Origin of the sequence: Acaryochloris marina MBIC11017 (genome assembly GCF_000018105.1) — a bacterium.
Lineage (GTDB): Bacteria > Cyanobacteriota > Cyanobacteriia > Thermosynechococcales > Thermosynechococcaceae > Acaryochloris > Acaryochloris marina.
Window position 1 is genome coordinate 2,262,176 of the sequence record NC_009925.1, and the last position, 21,201, is coordinate 2,283,376.

The window sequence follows — 21,201 nt, forward strand, 5'->3', positions numbered from 1 at the left end:
TTACAACACCTGGCTGGCAATCATGCCCATGCCGATCAAAGAGCCACCAAACGCAAAGCTACGCACCACGGGCACGCCAAAAACATACAGGGGCAAATAGACCACTCGACTCCAAAAATAGAGCCAGGCCCCTACGGCACTAACGCCATTGGTGTGGCCTGTCGCCTGCACCAGCAGCAATAAACCCAATGCCCAAGGCAAGGTCTCTTTGAAATTATGGTTGGCTCGCTCGCCTCGAATGCCATAGGTATTCTGGCGAGGGGGTAAATTATCGCGGGGACCGAGCAGGACCATTGGCCCAACTTCAAAAATCCTGGTCATTGAACCAATGCCAAGGTGAATCATGGCCAAGATCAGCGTCAGCAGGAAAACAGTTGTTTCGGGGGTCATGGTTATCAGAAGTGTAGGGTTGATTCAAACGTTGTCACGGTCTTAGGCCGCAGTGACGACTTGACCTTGCGTGACATAAGCATCATTGCCTTCCAGGAGGGCATTGAGCATTTCCGTAAATTTGGGTTTCATCATGGGGAGCATAAGCTTGCCCAGTAACCCCATCCTCGGCTCAAAGTCCATGCTCATAATGATTTCAGTTCGTTTCGCCATGACTTTACGGAAACGTAAAGTTGCTTTTGCACTTTTCAGGGGCATGGTTCCCTCATAGATATTGAAGGTCATCTGCTGGTAGGGAATATATTCAACGACTTCTTCGCGAATCCAGTTTTTGCCGTCATTCAGATCGCACTGCCGCTTGGCCCCTTGTCCTTTCGGGAGAGAATCTTCAAGGAGATGGGAATGAGTGAGATTGGGATTGAATTGGTAGATATTGCCAAAGTCATCCCAACTCTCCCAAACCTTTTCGAGGGAGGCATAGATGGTTCGATATACGGTCACATTCGCCATGATGATGCTCCTATACAGGCTGGGAAGATCAACCACTTGGGGTCGATGGTGCCAACTGGCTTTCCTTCGATAGTATGTAATCATTCCTGCATTGAGAAGCCCAAAATAAGCACCCTGCCGTTGCATAAATGCACCAGAGGAATCATGAACTGGGATGATTTGAGAATCTTTTTAGCGATTGCCCGTCAAGGATCGGCTCGGGCTGCTGCTGCCAAGCTGGGGGTTCACCACTCCACCATCACGCGCCGGATTGATGCCTTTGAATCCACCCAGAAAACACGCCTCTTTGATCGGTTACCAAGCGGGTATGCCCTGACCTTAGCGGGGGAAGAACTACTGGCGGGGGCTACTCGGGTCGAGGACGAAATGAATGGGATTGAACGCCATATCCTCGGGCAAGATATTCAGCTACGGGGCAATCTCCGCGTCACGATGCCAGATGCTTTAGCGGTTCATTTTCTCATGCCAGATTTGGTGTGCTTTATGGAGACTTATCCAGAGGTGAACTTGGAAGTCTTGATTTCCTATGAGGTCTATAACCTCACCAAGCGGGAAGCAGATGTTGCCATTCGAGTCACCGAAAATCCGCCTGAACATTTGGTGGGGCGGAAAGTGGGATGTTATCACTGCGCCAACTATGCATCTGTAGACTACTTGGCAGCTCATGCACTGCCCAAGAATACTGAAGGGGCCTATTGGATTGGTTGGGATGCACCAACCCCCTATCCAGACTGGGTGCGAAAGAGTGAGTTTCCCCATATTCCGATGCGGGGGCGATTCAATAATGCGATCGCACAACTCGCAGCCGCCAAAGCCGGTTTGGGACTCGCCCGTATCCCCTGTTTTTTAGGCGATCCAGAACCCACCCTCAAACGAGTTCCTCCCGGTCAGAGTGCCCCTTGCCATGACGTCTGGATTTTGACCCATAAAGATCTGATCTCAACGGTACGTATCCAAACCTTTATGGACTGTATGTCCAAAGCCTTCCAGCAAAAGCAGGATTTATTAGAAGGGCGTTGCCCTGCACTATCCGCTTAACTCAACACAATCATACGAATCAACCTGTGCAACAGTACCCAATCGAGGACTAGTCGCTATAGGCTACGGCTCTTAAGCTGAGTTCGAAAGAGCCTCAGCCCTGTCTTGGTGTGTTGCACTGAGGCGATTCAGCCCAATTTGCTTCTGGATGTTCTAAGCCTGATAACCGAACTATCGAACCTTCATTGATGTTCCTTTCGCCTATGGAGACCGTAACCCATGAATCAACAGGCCATTTTTGCCCCCATTTTTGTGATGTTCTTACTAACGTTGACGGTCTGGATCTATATGTATGCCCATCGCATTCCCTTCATCATCAAAAACAACTTCCCCCCTGAAAAAATGCGGCCCCTAGAATTTGCCCGAATCTCTCCACCTAGCGTCTCCAATCCTTCGGACAATCTCAAAAACCTCTTTGAGTTACCCGTGCTGTTTTACGCCCTCGGCAACTACCTATTTATGACCAGCCAAGTCGACGGGTTCTATGTGTTCTTAGCTTGGATATTCGCAGGTTTTCGCATTCTGCATAGCCTAGTTCACTGTACGATCAACCGGATTTTGCTGCGGTTTTATCTCTATCTAACCGCTGCCGTCGCCCTATGGTTGATGGTTTTGCGGGCAGGCTGGCAATATCTCGGTAGCGCCTGATGCATTTCCCCAAAACGGCTGAGAATCCTCAGACAAATGCGTCAAAATTGAAAAAAGATAATACACCTAAAATGGCAGAGTAGGTTTGGTACGGATATGACTGCATTACCCCAAGGCAAGCTGCGCAAAACCCATCACTTTGCCCTGAATGTCAAAGACCTGCAAGCCTCCCGGCATTTTTATGGCACTATTTTGGGCCTGCATGAGTTAACGGGCTCTGAAGTGCCAGAAACCCTCGTCGAACTTGTGAAACAGGGACGCATTAGCAACTTTGTCACCCCCGATGGATGGGTTTTGGACCTCTTCTGGGAGCCAGATCTATCTCCCCCCAATCCAGATCCAGAGCAGCAGTTTACCCGCGCCAATCACTTGGCCTTTGATATTGCCCCCGACGCCTTCGACGAGGCCGTGCAGGTTTTGCAGGCGAATCAAGTTGCGATCGCACAAGGTCCAGTCTCCCGACCCACCGGGCGGGGCATTTATTTTTATGATCCAGATGGGTTCTTACTTGAAATCCGCTGTGATCCAGAAAACTAGCGATTCAAGGTGTACTTAAAGGCATCCAAAACCATATGGACATTTTCAGGGCGGCTGTTAAAGCCCATCAGTCCAATTCGCCAGGCCTTGCCCGCCAGTTCTCCTAAACCATTCCCAATTTCGATATTAAAGTCTTTCAGGAATTGCTGGGTGATAGCTTTACCATCCACCCCATCTGGAATCCGCACCGTAATTAACGAAGGCAATCGATGCTGGCGTTCCACATAGCACTCCATGCCCAGGGAAGCTAACCCTTCCCACATCAACTCGGCATTGGTTTGATGTCGCGCCCAGCGTTCCGCGAGACCTTCTTCGGCAATCAAACGGAGGGCTTCCCGAAAGCCGTAGATCATATTAATGGGAGCTGTATGGTGATAGGTTCGCTCCGACCCCCAATATTTGCCCACCATCGACATATCTAAATACCAGTTGGGCACTTTTTTCTCTCGCTGATTGAGCTTCTCCACCGCGCGAGCCCCTAAGGTGAACGGACTAATTCCCGGTGGGCAGCTCAGGCATTTTTGGCTACCGCTATAGGCCATATCCACGCCCCATTCATCCAAAAACAGCGGTAAGCCCCCTAAGCTAGTCACCGTATCTGCCAGCAGCAAACAATCATATTCTCGACACAAGTCACCCACACCTTCTAAGGGTTGGCAGGCGCCCGTAGATGTTTCCGCATGAACCAGCCCCAAAACCTTGGGACGATGCTCTTCCAGGCCAGCTTTCAATTCATCTAAGGAAAAGACTTCTCCCCAGGGTTTATCGATGCGACGCACATCCGCCCCATAACGCCCAGCCATATCCATCATTCGATGACCGAAATAGCCATTGACGCCCACTAAAACCACATCTCCTGGTTCGACGGTATTGGCCAAAGTGGCTTCCATAGCCGCGCTACCCGTCGCGCTCACCGGAATCGTCGTCGGGTTCTCCGTTTGCCAAGCATATTTAAGCAGAGACTGAACTTCGTTCATCAGCTCGATAAAGCAAGGATCTAAGTGCCCTACTTGGCGCATTCCCAACGCTTGTAAAACTCTGGGATGGGCGTTGGACGGCCCCGGCCCCATTAATAGGCGGGGGGGAACGTCTAGCTGAGCAGTTTGCTGACGATGGGTCTCATTGATGGCAACGTTGGTCATAGGAATGGGCCGGAATAGATAGAGGAAGGTCAGTTAGGTTACCAGGCTGATCCAGATGATGGTCGCAGATGGTCCCACAGGGCGGCATCTCGATTCAGGGTCAGTAATGGCGCATTTAAGACGGAGCAGATTAGAAATGATGCATGGGTCTTAAGCATGCTTTGCATATCCTACAATCAATCAGCCCCCGTACCCGCAGAGTTTCTAGGCGGCTTGTCTCGGGACGAGAGCATTGTTGCTAGACTAGTAAGCAGTCCATTCTCGAGAAACTTTATGTCTAAGCGCCCCACCATCGACACCACGCATATTATGCGGCGAGCTGAAGAATTGATTAGCGCTTCTTCCAATCGCTACCGCATTACTGTGCAAGTTGCGAACCGGGCCAAAAAGCGTCGTCGCCGCGAAAATTTAGAAGACTTTGAAGATGCTGGCATGAAGTCCGTGATGCAAGCCATTATCGAAATGTCTGATGAACTGACGCAACCGGAGATTATTGGCGAGTGAACCCTAACCTCACTCTGATTCAACGGTCCAAGCGGGCACTTCTCTGTGCCTCCTTGGTCGTCAGCGGATGGATGCTGGCCCAACCAGCGGTGGCCCAGCGTCTGAACGCCAAACTGGCAGCGGATGCGGTCTACTCCCAATTGCCGGAGCTACCGCAAGAAAACCAGTATGTGCGCCGCAAGGGTAATAAGCCTGCTCCCAATAGCACGTTGGTCAGTCGACTAATTCGGTATCACACCCAGGTCAAGGGCCGATCGCCTCAGTATCGGTTTGACTGGAAAATCACCCTGGCGGACTATCTAGGACTCTACGAAAACCTACGAGAAGAAGAATATCCGGGGCAGTCGTACTTAAAGACGAATCCCATGGAGAGCGATCGCAAGTTGATTCGCCAGTTCACCCGCAAGCAGCGCCTGGCATTAACTCAAGCCCTTAGCGATGTATACGCGAGTCAAGTCCCCCAGCAGGCAGCCCCTCCACCAGAGAAACAACAACCAGAGCCACCCAAGCCTGCAGCAGCCCCAGATCCAGAACCAATCTCTCGTCCCAAACTCATTCCCTTACCTGGTTCGGGCAGCGCCGATCTCTTACGGCCTCAAACAACGCCCAAATCCAGCTCACCTCAGTCCACTACCCCCACTCGTAAGCCTACAGGTGAGTCCCAAAAGCTCACTTTTTAAGTACTAAGAATGGACCGACAGCTCAAAGAGGGCAACGGTTGGCGCTTGGGATGGCATCCTCAGGCAGCGTTTTCCACCCTACTCGGTACCAATGAATGGGCGGTAGAGTTAACGGCTGAGGAATTTGCTGATTTTCGTCGTCTGCTCTTACAGCTCGTCGAGTCCATCACCCAATTACAAGATCAATTAATGGCTGAGGAAACCATTGCCTGTGAGGCGAGTAGTGATTTGGTTTGGCTAGAGGTGCAAGGCTATCCCCAGCAGTTTGCTCTCAGTTTTATCCTCTTAAATGGTCGCCGAGCAGAAGGACATTGGTCTGCAGAGAGCACCGCTGAACTGGTGGGCGCTATCCAAACAATTGAGGTCTTTTAATCAGAGTTTTATGTTAGGCTTGTAAAGCAAAACGGGGCGTAGCGCAGCTTGGTAGCGCACCACTTTGGGGTAGTGGGGGTCGTGGGTTCAAATCCCGCCGCTCCGATTGACTGTAATTCTTATATCTGGCAAGGCTTGAAGGCTACTGATACTAGCTTTCAGGTCTATTTTTGTGCAATCAATATGCATTGAAATAAGTCCGTTAAAGCTGGTTAGTCGTTTAGTTGGCCGGATAGATTGGCCGGAAGGATTAACCTGTGAAAAGTAGAGATAAAGTGCAGGTCACCAGTGATAGGGGGATGCTAAGACTCCGGTGGACATATATAGATAAACGTCAGAGCCTCAACCTTGGATTAGAAAATACCCGGATTAATAGGACTTATGCCAATGGCATTGCTAGGCAAATAGCAGAAGATATTAGATGTGGTGAATACGATGTCACCAAAAATAAGTACAGGCCCAAGCTGATTGGTAATTCTGGCTTAAACTGCTCAGAGTTATTTGATAAGTTCACAACCTACAAACAACACGATTTAGGCATCTCCCCTCGATCTGTTGAAACAAGATATATTCCGTTATCCAGGGCTTTAAACAAATGGTTAGATATGCCTGCTCATGAGGTCACTAAAGATCATGCTAGGCACTTCATGAGTATCCAAAGTGAGCATGTCACCGCTGACACTGCTAAAGCCAGAATTGGATTATTGGGAAGCTGTTGGAAGTGGGCCATACAAGAAGAACTATTAGCCACAGATAATCCTTGGGTTGGCTTGAGAGTAGCTCTTAAACCTCAACCAACTCAACGAGTGAAACCCTTCAATCGAGAAGAAATCAAGGCTATCTTGTCCGAGTTTAGGAATAATCGCTATTACTCACATTATTCAGACTTTGTGATTTTCCTATTTGGTGTAGGTTGTCGGTTTGGAGAAGCAGCAGGATTACTGTGGAAGCATATTGCAGATGATTTCCAAACAGTCTGGATAGGAGAAAGCGTTTCTAGAGGCTATCGGAAAAGCACTAAGACTGGAAAGGCGAGGACGATAGTGCTATCCCCAAACGTACAATCGATGCTTAAAGCGCGATACGAAAGGCTGAAGCCTAATCTCGAAGATTTAGTTTTCCCTAGTCCACAAGGGTTACCAATATGCGATCGCAGTTTTAGAAGACGGGCGTGGAAAACAGTTCTAATTAAATGTGGCATTGAATATCGAAAACCCTATGCAATAAGGCATTCCGCAGTTAGCCATGCACTAGCTAGTGGTGCTGATCCAATCAGTGTTGCTGAGCAAAGTGGGCACGATAAGAGAGTAATGCTGGAAAGCTATGCCCATGTCATTCAACCCCAGAGCGTTTTTATAGAGTTTTAGTAATGGAAAGTGAATTAGAAAATATTATTTGCCAGAGGATCCCCTATAAGGGTTGGATGGCGATTAACTACATGGGTGTCACATTAGAGCCTGCGATAATTAATAACATAATTGAATGTGATTTATACCTATCTTTATGGCTTCGACATAAGGTTCTTGGTGAAAGAAAGGATCATAGTCTTGCGAGTGACACAGGGGGGGAGTATTGTTGCGATTTTTGGTATGCTCGCCTCAATCTAATTCTGGAGTTATATAAACGATCCGATGTAATCCAAAAGGGTGAATTAGCAGACCTATTTGTTTCTTGGAGTCCATACCTACTTTGGTGGACGTGCCTTTGTGAAAGTGCAATACGTGAAATTGAGAGAATTGTTTGTGAATTACCTATAAGAAAGGATTCTTTCCTCAAGTTTCACACTCAGAACTCTCCCGAAGATCAGGAAGCGAATCCACCGCATGATGGCATAATCCCTGGGCGACTTCCCCAGTTGTCATCATACGAGTGCCCTGATATAGAAATCCAATTAGGTTTGGTATCTCAAAATCATAACCCTAAAGAGAATGAGATGCTTTTATTCACTTTGATTGAGAAAGAAGCCAAAATTATTAGCGATAAAGATACTTCTTTCCAACCACACTTCGATAACTATATAAGGGAAGATCGAAAGCTAATTTACCGGATGAATCGAGATCCCAAATTCTCATTCCTGAATGTTCGAGAAGGAAAGATATTGGAAAGCAAGAGAGGCAGACCCAGGCACCCAAAAGGGTTCGGAAACAGAAAATAGAATGTAACAATTTTGTGATATTAGAGCAGTTAATTCTGTATTTCGTTTGACTACGAAAAGTCCGATTAGGTTTGTTATAGCCTTTAAGTCTTGCTATGGACCAAAAGGATTACAGCAAAAAAAATTAATCCGGTAGTACCTTCTCGTCAAAGTTGATCACTACCGGACTGATTAACAATCTAAATCATGGACGATTTATCATGTTTACCCATCAGCATAAAGCTATTTTCCCATTCGTTGATACAAGAACCTTACGTACCCACTTCCAATTGGGGAAGTTTTGTGAATCAAGGTTACGTGAGCAATTGCCCAGTCCTATTTATTGGATTCAGCCAGAACGAAAAGTTTTATGGAACATCCGTCTGGTGCAGGACTATTTACTAAATGGTGATGGGCCTAGCCACCAGAGGTTGGTTGAAGAGTATCTATCAACCCTTGAGCCTCAAATTGACAATTTCAGCAACCAATATGCGGCTTAGGAGGTGAATAAAGTGAATTCTTCAACAAATAATCCACAAAATTTTTCTAGCATACTTGATGTTGCGATAGGGTATCTAGACTTAGGTTCGTCACCTCTACCAGTGGCACCAAAACAGCCTAATTCCAATTTTAATGGGAAAAATCCAAGCTATTTAGATGAACAAGGTAAGGCTTATCTAATTAGTAGCAAGCAATATCAGAATAAGCAACCAACTCGTACAGAGATAGATCTATGGTTTGCTAACCCTGAAAATGGCATTGGAATCCTTGGTAATAATCACTTGCATATAGTTGATGTCGATACCAAGCATTTCGATAGTAAGGAAGTATGTGAGCAAGTCGTTAATAAATGGCTGGATAAGCATTCTCAACTGCATGATGCTCAGGTAGAAAGAACTCTTAGTGATGGCTTCCACATATATGTAGAGTTTGCAGAGCCACCAGGGTTTACACGCTTTGCTTTTAGTGAGGGTGGATCACACGTAGGGGAGATCCAAGGGCCAAATCAGTTCACTGTCGTGGCACCCACTGTTGGTTACCAGGTAGTACAGAAAGGTAGATTCGCCCCTGTCATCGATGCTGAGTCTATTGGGCTGTACTCAATCAAGAAGGCTAAGAAAGCTAAAGCAAGCAGGTCTGATCAAGTCCAGAAAACAGTAAGAATCAAGCCAGAAAATAGTGATGCTTTATCCCTGCTGGAATTATCCACAAGGGGGGTCCAGGCAATATACCAAAGTCAACCTGAGTCTGATGATAGGAGTAAAGACATCACCAAAGTTGCTAACGAGCTTTATGGTTGGGCAAATTGGTGTGAAGCAAATAACCTGGCTTATGATCCAGAGCCTCGAACTCTCCTTGTGGATCTTGCATCTAACTTGGACATTGATGAGGACAGATTAGACAGAATCATTGATTCCATAGACATTGATGACTGTCAACCAGCTTGTGTATATGAAGGGGGAGATGAGGCAGCTTGGAAGAAGATCAAGAAGCTATCAGTAGATGTGGAACTAGAGGAAGTTACCACAAAAATATTGATAGACAGCACAATCATAAAGCCTCCCCAACTCTTTCATAAATCGTTATATGGCCCACTCAGTGATCTTGCATCAAATCTTGAGTTACCAGTAGAAGCTTTTCTTGTTTGTATTCTTCCTATCCTGGCTTCAAGGCTTAAGGCTGAGACAAGGCTAATAATCGATCCAGGAACTGGCTACCATGTACCGCCAATCATTTGGGCTGGTTTAGTAGGTGAATCAGGAACCATGAAAAGCCCCATTCTTAAGCTCCTCACTAGACCTTTGTCGAGGTTGCAACAAGAAGTCCACGAGAGCTATCAACTGGAAGTCTCTGAGTATGAAAAGGATTTGCAACGGTTTCAGTCTCGGTCCAAAAAACTACCTATCACCCCAGAAAAACCTAAGCATCCCAACATGAGAGATTTATTTTTCTCTGACTTTACGATTGAGGCCATTGCCGATTCCATCTGTCATCATCCATCAGAAGGCTATCTAATCCATATAGATGAGTTGGCTGGATTCTTTAAATCGATGGATGCCTATCGTAATTGAAAAGGGGCTGATAGGCAGAGGTGGTTAACTTTTTATGGTGGGGACTCTCTCAAAGTTAATCGAAAATCTTCTGAGCCGATCTATATCCCTAAAACCTCAATCAGTTTATTGGGAAGTATTCAGCCTTCAGTGTTAGGGAAATTGGTATTAGATGATCCCACATCGGAAGATGGCCTCTGGCCCAGATTCCTGTGGTTTCGTCTGCCAATAACAACTCCACCAGGAATCTCAGATAGGCCGAAGCTTGATTTAATGCCCTTACTGAAAGGTGTTTACTGTGGCCTAAATGAGCTTGATGCCCAAGAGCACCGACTTTCAAGGGGAGCAATAGGGGTATGGAATCAGTGGAATCATGAGATAGGCCAGCTTATCCAACAAGAACCATCCAATATTCTCAGAGCTATATATCCAAAGTTCAAGGAGATTGCAGGCCGAATTGCCCTCATTGTTCACACCACAAATTGGGTATTAGACCAGTTAACTCTCACAGAGGGTTCATCTACTTTTGAGGAGTCCATTATCCCTGGAATCCGGCCAATAGAGAGTGAGATCTCTGCAGAAACACTCACTGATGCTATTCAATTCACCAAATGGCTCATGGGTCAAACTAGAAGCCTCTACTGTGAACTTGGATTATCAGACAAGGAATCATCCAGAGTTGTCAGATGCATCAATCGTTTTAGGGGATGTGGATGGATTAAGGCTAGAACCATTACTCAATGGTGGGGGTCTACATCAAGACCTAAGGTTCAACAGGCACGAGAGTTTATGAGTCAAATTGTTGCACTGGGATATGCCATTGATAATGGTAAGTCAGTGAATGATTCCAAATACCAAATCAAAATCACCGTACCTACAAGCCAATCCACACTTAATGCAGTAGGTGGTAAAAGTGTTGGTACGAGTTGGGAAGAAGTTGGCCACCATCCCAACAGGCTTAAAGCCATAGAGGAAAGTAGTTCCAGGGATTCTGTTGGTAATGTTGGCACATTTCTAGAACAGAAGGTCAACAGATAGTCTACATACCGTGGTCAGAATTTCCTGCTCACTACTACGGTCTTAGGGAGGTGTGTGATGACGACCTCTAAACCATTTCTCAACCACATAACCACTGTGGGGGAGACTGATTACCCTACTGTAAGTTTTGAAGATGATCTCATAAGACTTAAGTATCCTGATGGCTCCACAAAATGTATACCTAGTTTTGCATTCAAGAGCTGGTATCTAACTCTTCCCCCCTATGACTTCTCTGATTCCACTGAAAGTTTGGGTGCTATTGCATTAGGACCTGCAGGGAAAGGGGCAATTATCACCGATGTGGACGATTCTTGGGTTACTGTCAGATACCCCAATGGCACATCTAGGAAGCTATCAAGGAGAGGTTTCATAGAGTGCCAGAGAATCAAATCCACTACATTTAAGGTGGGTGATTGGGTTCTAGCTATGCTTAAGGACCTGACCTGGGTAACAGTTCAAATACTTAGCCTAGACACCCCCACAAAGGTTATAGAAGGTGAATCCTATACCTATATTCAGGGTTGTGGGTTCAGAGCCAAAATACTAAGTAAGCCTAAGTCTATATGGAGTATTCAAATTCCCGTTCAGATTATGTGGCCTCGTAAACCACCTAATATGCAAGGGCTTGATTACTCTCTTACTTAGAATGTGCCAACAATACCAACAAAAAACTTGAAAGTACTGCCAGATAAAGGTTTAACCCTGTTGGCAAGCAATTCAACAACTACCCAACAGGTACCAACAAATTCTTCTTCGGATTAATTGTTGGTATTTGTTGGCATCTATACCAACACACCAAAGTCAGTAAGAGAAATGGTCTCAGCGTTTTGTTGGCAATGTTGGTATGTTTTCCAGGATCTAATAAAACAATCTTAATAATTAAACATACGCAAACAAGAAAATATTTGAGCTGGAATTTTCATATATACTCATTTCATTAAATCAATTTGAGTATTTATTATCCTAAACACGCTAGTCCAAAACTACGCACTTTCAGTGCGAGACTTTAGTTGCTACACATCTCCAATGCAGGATAAAGAAGTAGTATCAAGAAGTCTATAGTCGAGAATCATCTGGGAAATTATGCTGTCACCCGCTTAACTATATTAAAAGGGATGGTCAGTAAAGATCATGATCATACGCTAATTGAATATCCCCCATCGAAATCGATCAGTGACATAGCCAAGCGGTTGAAAGGGTTCACATCAAGGCGACTTCAGCAAGAGTATCGAGAGTTAGAGCGGCGATATTGGGATAAATATCTGTGGGCCTTAGGTTATGGAGCCTGGAGTACAGGTAATATCAGTGAACAGATGGTGGAGGAATATTTGGAGCATCACCGTCTCGTGTCTAATAACGATATAAATACGTTCATGCTGGAGTGAATCAAGACTTTAGTCCTGAGAAGAATCGGACATTAAGTCCATCAATGACCTCTGTGCTTTCAGTACAAATTCGTTAAGTTTTTCTAGATTAGTTGTTTAAATTTCTCACTACTAGAATGGTGAACTATTTTGAATATTTACCAACTACTATTCCAATAAAACCTCCAGCTAACGAAATAGATAATTTTTCACATAAATCTATGAAGTTTTTTTCATTATATGCCAAAGGCTCTTTAAAGTAATAAGCAGACCACCAGGCACCCACAAATGCAGCTATCATCAAAAGAGCACAAACTACAAGCATTACTTGATAACTTGGACTTAAATTAATAGCTGTTGGATTTAGTATCTTATCTTGAAGAAGTTCAACTTGCTTTTCAAGTGTCTCAACCTGGCCCTTTAGATGTTCTATAAACTCTTTATCCGTTCCTTCATGCACATGAAAACTATCTACTACTTTCGTAGTAAGACTTTTATCATTATTCGCTGGATACCTAAGAAAACTTTTTGGCTTTAGGGGATTATTAAAAGATAAGATAATTATTTTAAGGAGGTCTAAAAATATAAATAATCTAGTAGTCTTTTTAGTTCTAATCATACTTTAGTGGGAGTTGATTAACTAAGTCCAGCTCACATGCCCCTGAAAAGTCACAAAGAATTTATACAGAATTTTATATGTTTAGGTTTTTTATTCTCTTGAAATAAATTCTTTATTTATATCTGTGCTCATAAAGTTTTTATAGCAATTACCAAATTATATATATTGAAGTTTATATGTGTATATTTCAGTCGAAAAGTGAATTTTCGTAGTTAACTTTGTCTACCTTTGAGGTCAACATAAGTTTATTACAAAGAGTTTACTCAACGAAGTCAATAGAGGCTTAAAAATCACGTAAATATGCAGAATCCCAACATTATATACACAAGATAGTATGGAGTCAAAACGTTTGAAACACAGAAAATTGTTATTTAGCCTTACATATGTAGGTACGAACCCTAATTCACATTTTGCTCATGAAGAAGAGTTCATAAGTAGCGGTTTTGAATGCTGATCAACTGATGTTAATGGGTAAGAAAATATTCTTCTCCATTAAAACACGCCTCTAACTCATCTAAAATATCTCTACCTATCAATGCGATTTCTCTACTCCAAGCTAAAACAGACCTATTTGGAAGAATAATTCCATCCAACCTAATCGATAGGGAATATGGATCATAAAAACCATGCCCTCCTACACCATAACTTATAACCGCAGGACCAATAAGAGGTGCATTCAACTCGAGTATTAGATCTTTAGGTATAAATGTTATAGGTGAACCAGTATCCAAAAGGCCATAGCAAGAAGAATCTTCGCCGAAAACAAATTCTTCTTGATAAGGTAGAGAAAGTGCAATTCTTGCAAAAGGTCCGCTCCTCACCGTATTACTATCAGAATCATGAGAATTAATATAGGGAGGAGTGATGTATTGTGGCACTTATTAGCTATTCCTTAGGAAGCGGTGTAAAGACCCCATAATTATCACTTGTTTTAGACACTTTTTTTATGAAGATATTTTTACTTCCTCGAAATTCTCCAGCAACTTTAGTTACCGCAGCCATTGAATTACCAGCATACAATACTTCTCCATCATGAAATAAAACATATTGGCCAGCATATTTTTTGATTAATTCATCAAGTTTTTGGTTGAACAGATGATTTTGCCTTTCAATATATTTTCGGGGTTCTTCAAAACCATCCATTTCTAGCTTTACCTTCTCAGCGGATTGGGCTAGAACACCAATCGTATTTACATCATCTACAACATTTTCTTCTAATTGGCCCTCATGAAAAAAGGCGCTTGCAACATTTGCACCTTTTTCAATTAAAACCTCAGTGCAGAAGTGGTGACCGATATCTGGGCAAACTGTTGCTACATGAGGGGATAGATAAGGATGTTGATCACCTGTATTTAGCAATTCACGAGAATGTTGTATTGATTTGTTTGCTAAGTCGTTTCCATCATTCAAATATCTCCCTTCATCTATATCATGATGGGGGGCATGATCTTTGCAAACTTGCTGTTCTCGCGCAGCCAAATGCGCTTCTTTCACCTGAATTATATTTAAGACCCCAATACCACAGCTAACGGGTGAAATTGTTCTAAAGTGGCAAGACAATTCTTTAGTCCATCGACTTTCCAAGTCAGCCAATTTTCTAGAGGTATAAACGACTCTCTTAGGGTAAACCATGGCTAAAAATATCTTGCTAAAGGACGAAACATCAAAAGCTATCTAGTTGAGGGAGAAACTACTTTAATCGGATAATATTTTCTTTGCATTGTAATAAACAGTAGAAAACTGAGTAAACATCAATTGATTTATTAAATAAATTGACAAAATATCAGTAAGAATTTGTATAAAAAATCTATCTTCGAGCTTAAAATATTCTACATTGATATGGTCAAAACATAGAAATCCAAATAAAGCTCGCTGAGTGGAGCTAATAATTTGAAACTTTTCAATAAATTCTTTCCTTAACTTTTTCGTTGCCAAAGAAACTGGAAGTATAAGCGTGGATTTATAACACGTTTCTGGGGGAGATTCAATACTTTCTTTAGAGCCCACCCTTGAAACTGGAGACCAGCAGCTGACCCATTCTTGATCATACCTATCTCTGAACTTTCTACTGTGATCAACACTATGAGTTGTAGCATATATATATGCTGCCTTATCTTTTATCCTTATGTTCACATATTTTCCATTTGCAATTTCGTTAGGTATATTATTGCACAAATAAAAATCTTTACCCTGAGCAATCTCAAGAAAACCTGTATTAGCTGAAATTTCAGTGTTGTTGTCTGACAAAAATGACTCTGGTATCTTTAAAAGAGTTGCTAGTTTGTCCTTAGAAATAACTTTAAGAGTTAACCGTGGTGATATGTTTGACCTACCCTGAAAATATACCAATGAATACTTATAAGCCTTCTCAAAAATTCTCCCAAAATCATCTAAGAAAAAGCCGTCAAAATCAGCTAATAATTCTCTCAGGTGATCTTCTTCATCTTTACTTATCTCTTGCTTATCTGAAGTTATAGATTGGATACATTGTCTTAGATTTTTATGATTTTCATTAACCATAAAAATATGCTGCAATAAACTTGTTTGACTACTGCAAACATAATCACTTAAAAGCTCTAATAATTTTGATTCAATCTCACTCATTATTTTATGATTTTTAAGGTCTAACTGAGATTCATAAGTATCTGCTTAATTAAGTGAATATTTTCAAGAATTTAGTAGGATATAATGAAAAAATAATTAACCCAACAATATCACTAATAGAATTTAGCAGATTGTATATTTCTTTACAAACAATCGTTTTTTTTGCAGTTTAACTATAGCTCATTCTTGTATTAAGCTGCTTCAGCAATACCCCTGAGAAAAAATTAGAATTCGCTTATTGTTTTCATTAGAATTACCGATGCATTTTTCTCAAGGAAGCAATAAGAAGAGTTGGATCCACAAAGAAAGAAAACTTTCTGTATAATATTATACTATTTTAAAGCGATTATGGCTTTTGCCCCAGATTGTTTCATTGAAGCAAGCGATCATGAAAGGATAATCTATTGTGCTCCAAAGACGAGAATTCGTGTTTTGCAGCCCTGTAAGAGTTTTTTCTTTCAGAAAGGGTTGTATACGGTAACACACTTAGATATTCTCCTGCTTGTTGGCTATTCATGTTGATTTTTGGGGCTCTCTATTCTAGAGTGTAATTTTTTTTAGGTAGTTTATTTATACTTAATGACTATTATCTTTCTGTGGTTTTGCCAAATAATACGCCGATTTTACATTTCTTATTGCCAATCTCTGCTTTTTTATCATTCTCTCCCGCTTATATTAAGGATTTATAGTTGATGGCTTTTCGAAAACCTTCTAAAGTCTTTTCTAATTCGCGAGATCAAAGTTGAGATTTTATAAAGTAAAACCAATTGTTTGATTTAAGATAAAGTCAGTTTATAGAGATGACCTCCACAATCTCTAAGTCAATGAATAGCTAGGGTTGCCCCTGAACCTTGGATATTCTAATAAATAGGAAGTAGCACAGAGCTTGAATAAACTTGCCAATGACGTAGTAAGCAAAACAATGATGTAACTACTTGAAGTTGAAAAAGTAAACAAAAATTGTTAGGTTGCAAGTACCTTGAATTAATGGATGAGTCAGTCACCAGAGTAATGATTAAAATCAACAGGTAAATTTGTAATACTGGAAACTGGCCGGAAAGTTGAACAAAGCTGTTTCATGGGAGTATTCCCAAAACGGGACAATAATCTGAAACGCTCCCCAGGAATTTTACCTAGTGAATTTGGCACTGGTCTCTTAACAAGGCGCACGTCTAAAACCTTTATTGGTTATGAGTTCTAACATGCTAAGCGGGCGTGAAGAAAATCCCATCTCCATCGCTGGCGTAGTCTGCTTGCTGAGCCCTCAATGGGGTCTAACCCAGTTATGAATCAGCCGTTGTACGTCTAGCACTCTCTGAAAACCCGACTGCTTCTTAGCGTAGAGATTCTGCCTTTTTCGATAAGCACTACATCGTCTCCTCAAGGCAGCATTGTGAGCCTCGTTGTGATTGGCATGGACCTCAGATGCTGGACTGATAGCGGTAAAGGGATGCTCTGCTTTCACCCACTTCACCCACTTCACTCGCCGATTCGCCTGAAATCCTTTAACTTTCATCGCGACTTCTAATCCGTCTCGCCAAACCTTGCGATGCCCATAATCAGGGTGACACTCCTCAGCGTTGAGAGAGACACTGGCGAGCTTCCAAAGTTCTTGTCCATAGCGTCTTTCTCCATCAGTAAACCATTGAATCCCATCACAGGTTTTCATCCACTCCCAAGCTGATTGAACGCCATCAATAAAGAGTTGTTGATCCTTGAGACCAGCCTGTGCTGTAAACCAATAACGGCTCGCGCGCTCAAGGAAGTGGATGGTCCAGCCCTGGGACTGGCTAGAGGGGAAGATTTTCGCATACACGAGTGTAAACTTCATCCCCTTCTACCGTCACATCAGAACTTGCTGGAGCTGGGGGTGACCAGTTCAGTGCCTGATCTGCTAGGTGCTTTTCCCACCGCATAATGGTGGTATGAGATGTCCCAAAAGTACGACCCGTTGCACGGACTCCCATTCCTTTGGTGCGAGCCTTGATGGCATAGCTCACCACTAAACTGGTGGTGCGTAAGCGAGCCATTGGGTTACCTGTGCGTTCTTTGAAACGCCGATTGCAATCCTCACACTGATATCGCTGGACTAGTGTCCCATCTTGCAGGCTATCAAAGCCTCGTTTATGGATCTTCTGGCTCTGGCAGCATGGGCATTCCATTGATCTACATTACGTTGTGTCGGAGCCATTCTAGCTAGATCCAGTTGATAGACCAGTGCCAATTAGACCGCTTTGATAGCATTAACTCTGGATAATAGTAGTTTTTTTCCTTTTACTGGCGTATTTTGTACTGTGGAAACTTTGTTCAGTTTAGAAGTACTTGAGTTTACTACCCTTATTTTTCCATGTTAACTGGGTAAAGATACGTAGCTATGATATAAGTCCGACAACCTTACCTGAAGTTATATAAGCAATACTTATACTTCCCTGTTATCTGGGATTAATCTTGTCGAAACTGGGTACTCTAAGGTTAACGTTTTTGACTTTTCGTTATGCCTAAGAAGAAAGGCACCCCTGGTGGTAATCCCAATCCAGTCCAGACACCACAATTCATAGCCAAGCAATTTAAAGCTGATGACGTGCCTGAAGGTGTCAAACTTCAAAAAGGCTTGACGGCAGTTAGACTACCTGAAGACATAGCTGATCTAGTTAATGGTTTGGGTAAAGAGAAACCAGCTTGGCTACGTCGAGTGATTACCACAGCAGTGAAGCAAGAGTTGATGGGAGGTGAGGAATAAGAACGAATTTACGTTGTTTCAGATGCCATTGGCCGGATAGATTGGCCGGAAGCATTTGGAAGAAGCCTTGTAAGTCTTGCTAGACAAAGATTTTGTAGATCATGTGACCCACTTTGGGGTAGTGGGGGTCGTGGGTTCAAATCCCGCCGCTCCGATTAACTTAGAACCTCCTCTAGTAGGAGGTTTAATTATTTTAAACGGCCTTAATTAACACCTTTTCAACAAGAAAGAAATGCATCATTCTCAGATGGAAAAGTTAAAGGGTCAACCTACTATTCTGGTTATAAGATCAGGGGCTAACCCTCTATTGGCAATCATTAATTCTGACTGGAAATAGAGGGTCAAGATCGGTTAGATCTCTGTGCCATCAGGAATGATGGCATTCTTCAAAATGACAACAATCCCACTCCGAATATAGAAGCCTTCATCCTCATGATTCGCCTCCTCCACCTGGGCTTTATTGACGATTTTGACGTTCTTGCCAATTCGGGCATTTTTATCAACAATTGCTTTGCGTATAACAGTATTTTCTCCAATCCCTAAGGGCACTCTACCTTGATCCAGATCAGCTTGCCGCTCAGACAGGGATTGATAATAATCAGACCCTAGCCACAACACATTGTCCAGGGTGCAATGATCGTCTACATAAGAGCGAACCCCTAGAACGGAATGGTGAATTTGGCTCTTTTTGACAATACAGCCTTCACCAACAATGGATTCCGTCACCCGGCAATCGAGGATTTTACTAGGGGGTAAATATCGGGCTCGAGTATAAATGGGAGCCTGCTCATCGTAAAAACTAAATTTGGGTTTTGGCTGTTGTGCTAACGCTAGATTGGCTTCATAGAACGCTTCAATCGTTCCAATATCTTCCCAATAATCATCAAACAGAAATGCCTGGATATTGTGATTCGCAGCAGCCGTGGGAATCACCTCTTTGCCAAAGTCAGTGTGCGCAATATTAGATTCCAGTAAGTCGATCAGAACCTCTTTTTTGAATACGTATATCCCCATAGAGGCAATATAAGGTTGCTCACGGGCCTGTTCTGCACTCAACCCGAGCAACGTGGTATCCACCTGCATTTGGGTTAATTCATCTCCCGAGGGTTTTTCACAAAAATCTCCCACACGCCCTGACTCATCCAGCTTCATCAAGCCAAAGGCAGAGGCCCGTCGCTCATCCATGGGAACCACAGAGATGGTGATATCAGCATTGGTATCACGATGTCGTTGGACAAATCGGCTGTAGTCCATGCGATACAGATGGTCTCCAGAAAGGATGAGATATTCATCCACATCCCATTCCTTGAGCAACTGCAAATACTGGCGAACCGCATCGGCCGTTCCTTCAAACCAACCTGAGTTGTCGGGAGTCTGCTGGGCAGCCAAGACCTCAACAAATCCTTCTGTAAAATTCGAGAAATTATAGCCCCGACTCAAATGTCGATTGAGAGACGCTGAGTTGAATTGAGTCAGGACATAGATTTTATTGATGTCTGAGTTAATACAGTTACTCACAGGAATATCAATCAGACGATATTTTCCCGCCAAAGGAACCGCAGGTTTAGCCCTCAGTTTGGTCAACGGATAGAGTCGGGTGCCAGCACCACCGCCAAGAATAATGGATAGTACGCGTTTCATATTTCCTAGCTAAATATAATGTTTAATCACAAAGGCGTAATGAAAAGGCCCTGAATCGGGGACTCAGAGCCTGAAAGCTTAATGCAATTGCAAAGCTCGGTGTTTATCATCCAGTTTGTGGATGGTATCGACAAATCGAACCGTTTTAGATTGAGTGGAGATAATAAGAGATTCAGTTCTCACCCCTCCGGGGAAAAAGCGAGCCCCTTTCATCAGGGTTCCGGGGGTTATCCCACAGGCGGCAAATAAGACCGTTTCACCACAGGCCAGCTCTTCAGCCTCATAGATGCGATCTGGATCGTCAATCCCCATCTCTTTTAAGCGAGCGAGGTTGCTCTCCTTGCTTTCACCAATCAATCCAGTCTGGACAATTTCTGGGTCATAGATCAGTTGACCTTGGAAATGTCCCCCCAAAGCCCGCATGGCAGCCGCAGAGATCACGCCTTCTGGAGCTGCACCAATGCCCATCAAGGCATGAATGTTTGTGCCCGAAAACGCACAGGATAAGGCCGCTGAGACATCTCCATCCTCAATCAAACGGACTCTGGCCCCTGCCTCTCGAATTTCCTTAATCAAACCGTCATGGCGTGCCCGTTTCATCACGACGACGACCAACTCAGAAATAGAGCGGTCTAAGCATTCAGCAATGATCTGCAGATTTTCCGTAGCGGATTTACGAATATCCACCTTGCCTTTGGCTGCAGGAGGGGCAGCCAGTTTCTTCATATAGAAGTCAGGAGCAGCAAATAGGCCGCCTTTTTCGGAGATAGCGAGAACGGCCATGGAACCATTCTGGCCATAGGCAACGAGATTGGTGCCTTCACACGGATCGACGGCAATATCGATCTCAATCAGCTCATCCAGGGTGCAGAATTCAGCAGCATTTTCTTGGGTGCAAATCCCGACTTGCTCACCGATATAGAGCATCGGGGCATCATCCCGTTCTCCCTCACCAATCACAATCCGACCCCGCATGTGAATTTGATTCATGCGGTTCCGCATCGCGTCTACAGCCACGGCATCTGCGGTGTCTTTTTCCCCTTTACCCATCCATAGCGCAGATGCGATCGCAGCTTGCTCTACGACTTCAATAATTTCTAAACCAATCACATTGTCCATTTCGTTTCCCTCAAAGTTCGTTGTTAATGATTCGTGCGAGACAGTGTGAGTAAAACTCAAAGCTAGTTCT

At 43.5% G+C, this 21,201-nt stretch carries 21 protein-coding genes, 1 tRNA gene and 4 pseudogenes; 16 read left to right on the forward strand and 10 right to left on the reverse strand.

Going from position 1 to position 21,201, the window contains the following annotated elements:
- The gene (locus AM1_RS10135; protein ID WP_012162746.1) at positions 1-390 is read right to left on the reverse strand and encodes an MAPEG family protein; all 390 of its coding nucleotides are present in this window, start codon (positions 388-390) and stop codon (positions 1-3) included.
- Positions 391-432: 42 nt separating this feature from the next.
- Positions 433-1,026 (reverse strand): SRPBCC family protein, encoded by a 594-nt coding sequence (locus AM1_RS10140; protein ID WP_238549219.1) that lies wholly within the window; start codon positions 1,024-1,026, stop codon positions 433-435.
- Positions 1,027-1,044: 18 nt separating this feature from the next.
- On the opposite strand from AM1_RS10140, the gene AM1_RS10145 reads away from it, so the two are divergent.
- The 3 genes from AM1_RS10145 (at position 1,045) to AM1_RS10155 (ending at position 3,123) form a co-directional block, all read left to right on the forward strand.
- Positions 1,045-1,938 (forward strand): LysR family transcriptional regulator, encoded by an 894-nt coding sequence (locus AM1_RS10145; protein WP_012162749.1) that lies wholly within the window; start codon positions 1,045-1,047, stop codon positions 1,936-1,938.
- A gap of 219 nt (positions 1,939-2,157) precedes the next feature.
- Complete coding sequence (locus tag AM1_RS10150; RefSeq protein ID WP_012162750.1) at positions 2,158-2,586, forward strand: MAPEG family protein; 429 nt, start codon at positions 2,158-2,160, stop codon at positions 2,584-2,586.
- A 96-nt stretch (positions 2,587-2,682) separates the two neighbouring features.
- A complete protein-coding gene (locus AM1_RS10155) occupies positions 2,683-3,123 on the forward strand; it encodes a VOC family protein (RefSeq protein ID WP_012162751.1) in 441 nt (146 codons plus the stop codon).
- Here AM1_RS10155 and AM1_RS10160 read toward each other — a convergent pair.
- Positions 3,120-4,265 carry a pyridoxal-phosphate-dependent aminotransferase family protein gene (locus tag AM1_RS10160; RefSeq protein WP_012162752.1) on the reverse strand — a complete coding sequence of 382 codons (1,146 nt, stop codon included), beginning with the start codon at positions 4,263-4,265 and terminating at the stop codon, positions 3,120-3,122. The two genes, AM1_RS10155 and AM1_RS10160, sit on opposite strands and share 4 nt — an antisense overlap.
- Positions 4,266-4,538: 273 nt before the next feature.
- Between AM1_RS10160 and AM1_RS10165 the strand changes: the two genes are divergently transcribed.
- The 12 genes and pseudogenes from AM1_RS10165 to tnpA all read left to right on the forward strand — a co-directional run.
- On the forward strand, positions 4,539-4,769 hold the full coding sequence (locus tag AM1_RS10165) for a DNA-directed RNA polymerase subunit omega (RefSeq protein ID WP_010481519.1): 231 nt from the start codon (positions 4,539-4,541) through the stop codon (positions 4,767-4,769).
- Positions 4,766-5,449, forward strand: coding sequence for a hypothetical protein (locus tag AM1_RS10170; protein ID WP_012162753.1), 684 nt, complete (start codon positions 4,766-4,768; stop codon positions 5,447-5,449). The genes AM1_RS10165 and AM1_RS10170 overlap by 4 nt, the downstream gene beginning before the upstream one ends.
- Before the next feature lie 9 nt (positions 5,450-5,458).
- Positions 5,459-5,821: a DUF1818 family protein gene (locus tag AM1_RS10175; protein ID WP_012162754.1), complete on the forward strand. Its 363-nt coding sequence runs from the start codon at positions 5,459-5,461 to the stop codon at positions 5,819-5,821.
- 32 nt (positions 5,822-5,853) lie between these two features.
- Positions 5,854-5,927 (forward strand) — tRNA-Pro (locus tag AM1_RS10180).
- 169 nt (positions 5,928-6,096) lie between these two features.
- Positions 6,097-6,255, forward strand: a pseudogene (locus tag AM1_RS43950) (Arm DNA-binding domain-containing protein); the annotation flags it as partial.
- A 213-nt stretch (positions 6,256-6,468) separates the two neighbouring features.
- Positions 6,469-7,188 (forward strand): tyrosine-type recombinase/integrase, encoded by a 720-nt coding sequence (locus AM1_RS10185; RefSeq protein WP_238549278.1) that lies wholly within the window; start codon positions 6,469-6,471, stop codon positions 7,186-7,188.
- A gap of 2 nt (positions 7,189-7,190) precedes the next feature.
- Positions 7,191-7,976, forward strand: coding sequence for a hypothetical protein (locus AM1_RS10190; RefSeq protein WP_012162756.1), 786 nt, complete (start codon positions 7,191-7,193; stop codon positions 7,974-7,976).
- A gap of 200 nt (positions 7,977-8,176) precedes the next feature.
- Positions 8,177-8,455 (forward strand): hypothetical protein, encoded by a 279-nt coding sequence (locus AM1_RS10195; protein WP_012162757.1) that lies wholly within the window; start codon positions 8,177-8,179, stop codon positions 8,453-8,455.
- Positions 8,456-8,557: 102 nt separating this feature from the next.
- Positions 8,558-10,639: pseudogene (locus AM1_RS10200) on the forward strand (DUF3987 domain-containing protein); the annotation flags it as partial.
- A 156-nt stretch (positions 10,640-10,795) separates the two neighbouring features.
- A complete protein-coding gene (locus AM1_RS43170) occupies positions 10,796-11,044 on the forward strand; it encodes a hypothetical protein (protein WP_238549313.1) in 249 nt (82 codons plus the stop codon).
- A 57-nt stretch (positions 11,045-11,101) separates the two neighbouring features.
- Positions 11,102-11,689: a hypothetical protein gene (locus tag AM1_RS10210; protein WP_041659594.1), complete on the forward strand. Its 588-nt coding sequence runs from the start codon at positions 11,102-11,104 to the stop codon at positions 11,687-11,689.
- Between the two features lie 458 nt (positions 11,690-12,147).
- A pseudogene (gene tnpA, locus AM1_RS38655) lies at positions 12,148-12,429 on the forward strand (IS200/IS605 family transposase); the annotation flags it as partial.
- Positions 12,430-12,553: 124 nt separating this feature from the next.
- Here the strand turns inward: tnpA and AM1_RS10220 are convergent.
- The 5 genes and pseudogenes from AM1_RS10220 to AM1_RS39760 form a co-directional block, all read right to left on the reverse strand.
- Positions 12,554-13,027: a hypothetical protein gene (locus tag AM1_RS10220; protein WP_041659598.1), complete on the reverse strand. Its 474-nt coding sequence runs from the start codon at positions 13,025-13,027 to the stop codon at positions 12,554-12,556.
- Positions 13,028-13,491: 464 nt separating this feature from the next.
- Positions 13,492-13,905 (reverse strand): pepsin/retropepsin-like aspartic protease family protein, encoded by a 414-nt coding sequence (locus tag AM1_RS40940; protein ID WP_148215709.1) that lies wholly within the window; start codon positions 13,903-13,905, stop codon positions 13,492-13,494.
- A gap of 7 nt (positions 13,906-13,912) precedes the next feature.
- Complete coding sequence (locus AM1_RS10225) at positions 13,913-14,659, reverse strand: hypothetical protein (RefSeq protein WP_012162762.1); 747 nt, start codon at positions 14,657-14,659, stop codon at positions 13,913-13,915.
- 63 nt (positions 14,660-14,722) lie between these two features.
- Positions 14,723-15,631, reverse strand: a complete 909-nt coding sequence (locus AM1_RS10230; RefSeq protein ID WP_012162763.1) for a hypothetical protein — start codon at positions 15,629-15,631, stop codon at positions 14,723-14,725.
- A 1,156-nt stretch (positions 15,632-16,787) separates the two neighbouring features.
- A pseudogene (locus AM1_RS39760) lies at positions 16,788-17,793 on the reverse strand (IS1 family transposase).
- Between the two features lie 332 nt (positions 17,794-18,125).
- Between AM1_RS39760 and AM1_RS10245 the strand changes: the two are divergent.
- Positions 18,126-18,371 (forward strand): hypothetical protein, encoded by a 246-nt coding sequence (locus AM1_RS10245; RefSeq protein WP_012162766.1) that lies wholly within the window; start codon positions 18,126-18,128, stop codon positions 18,369-18,371.
- Positions 18,372-18,722: 351 nt separating this feature from the next.
- Here the strand turns inward: AM1_RS10245 and AM1_RS10250 are convergent, their stop codons facing one another.
- Together AM1_RS10250 and glpX are read right to left on the reverse strand one after the other, a co-directional pair.
- Positions 18,723-20,012: a glucose-1-phosphate adenylyltransferase gene (locus AM1_RS10250; RefSeq protein ID WP_012162768.1), complete on the reverse strand. Its 1,290-nt coding sequence runs from the start codon at positions 20,010-20,012 to the stop codon at positions 18,723-18,725.
- 78 nt (positions 20,013-20,090) lie between these two features.
- On the reverse strand, positions 20,091-21,131 hold the full coding sequence (glpX, locus tag AM1_RS10255; RefSeq protein ID WP_012162769.1) for a class II fructose-bisphosphatase: 1,041 nt from the start codon (positions 21,129-21,131) through the stop codon (positions 20,091-20,093).
- Between the last annotated feature and the right edge of the window lie 70 nt (positions 21,132-21,201).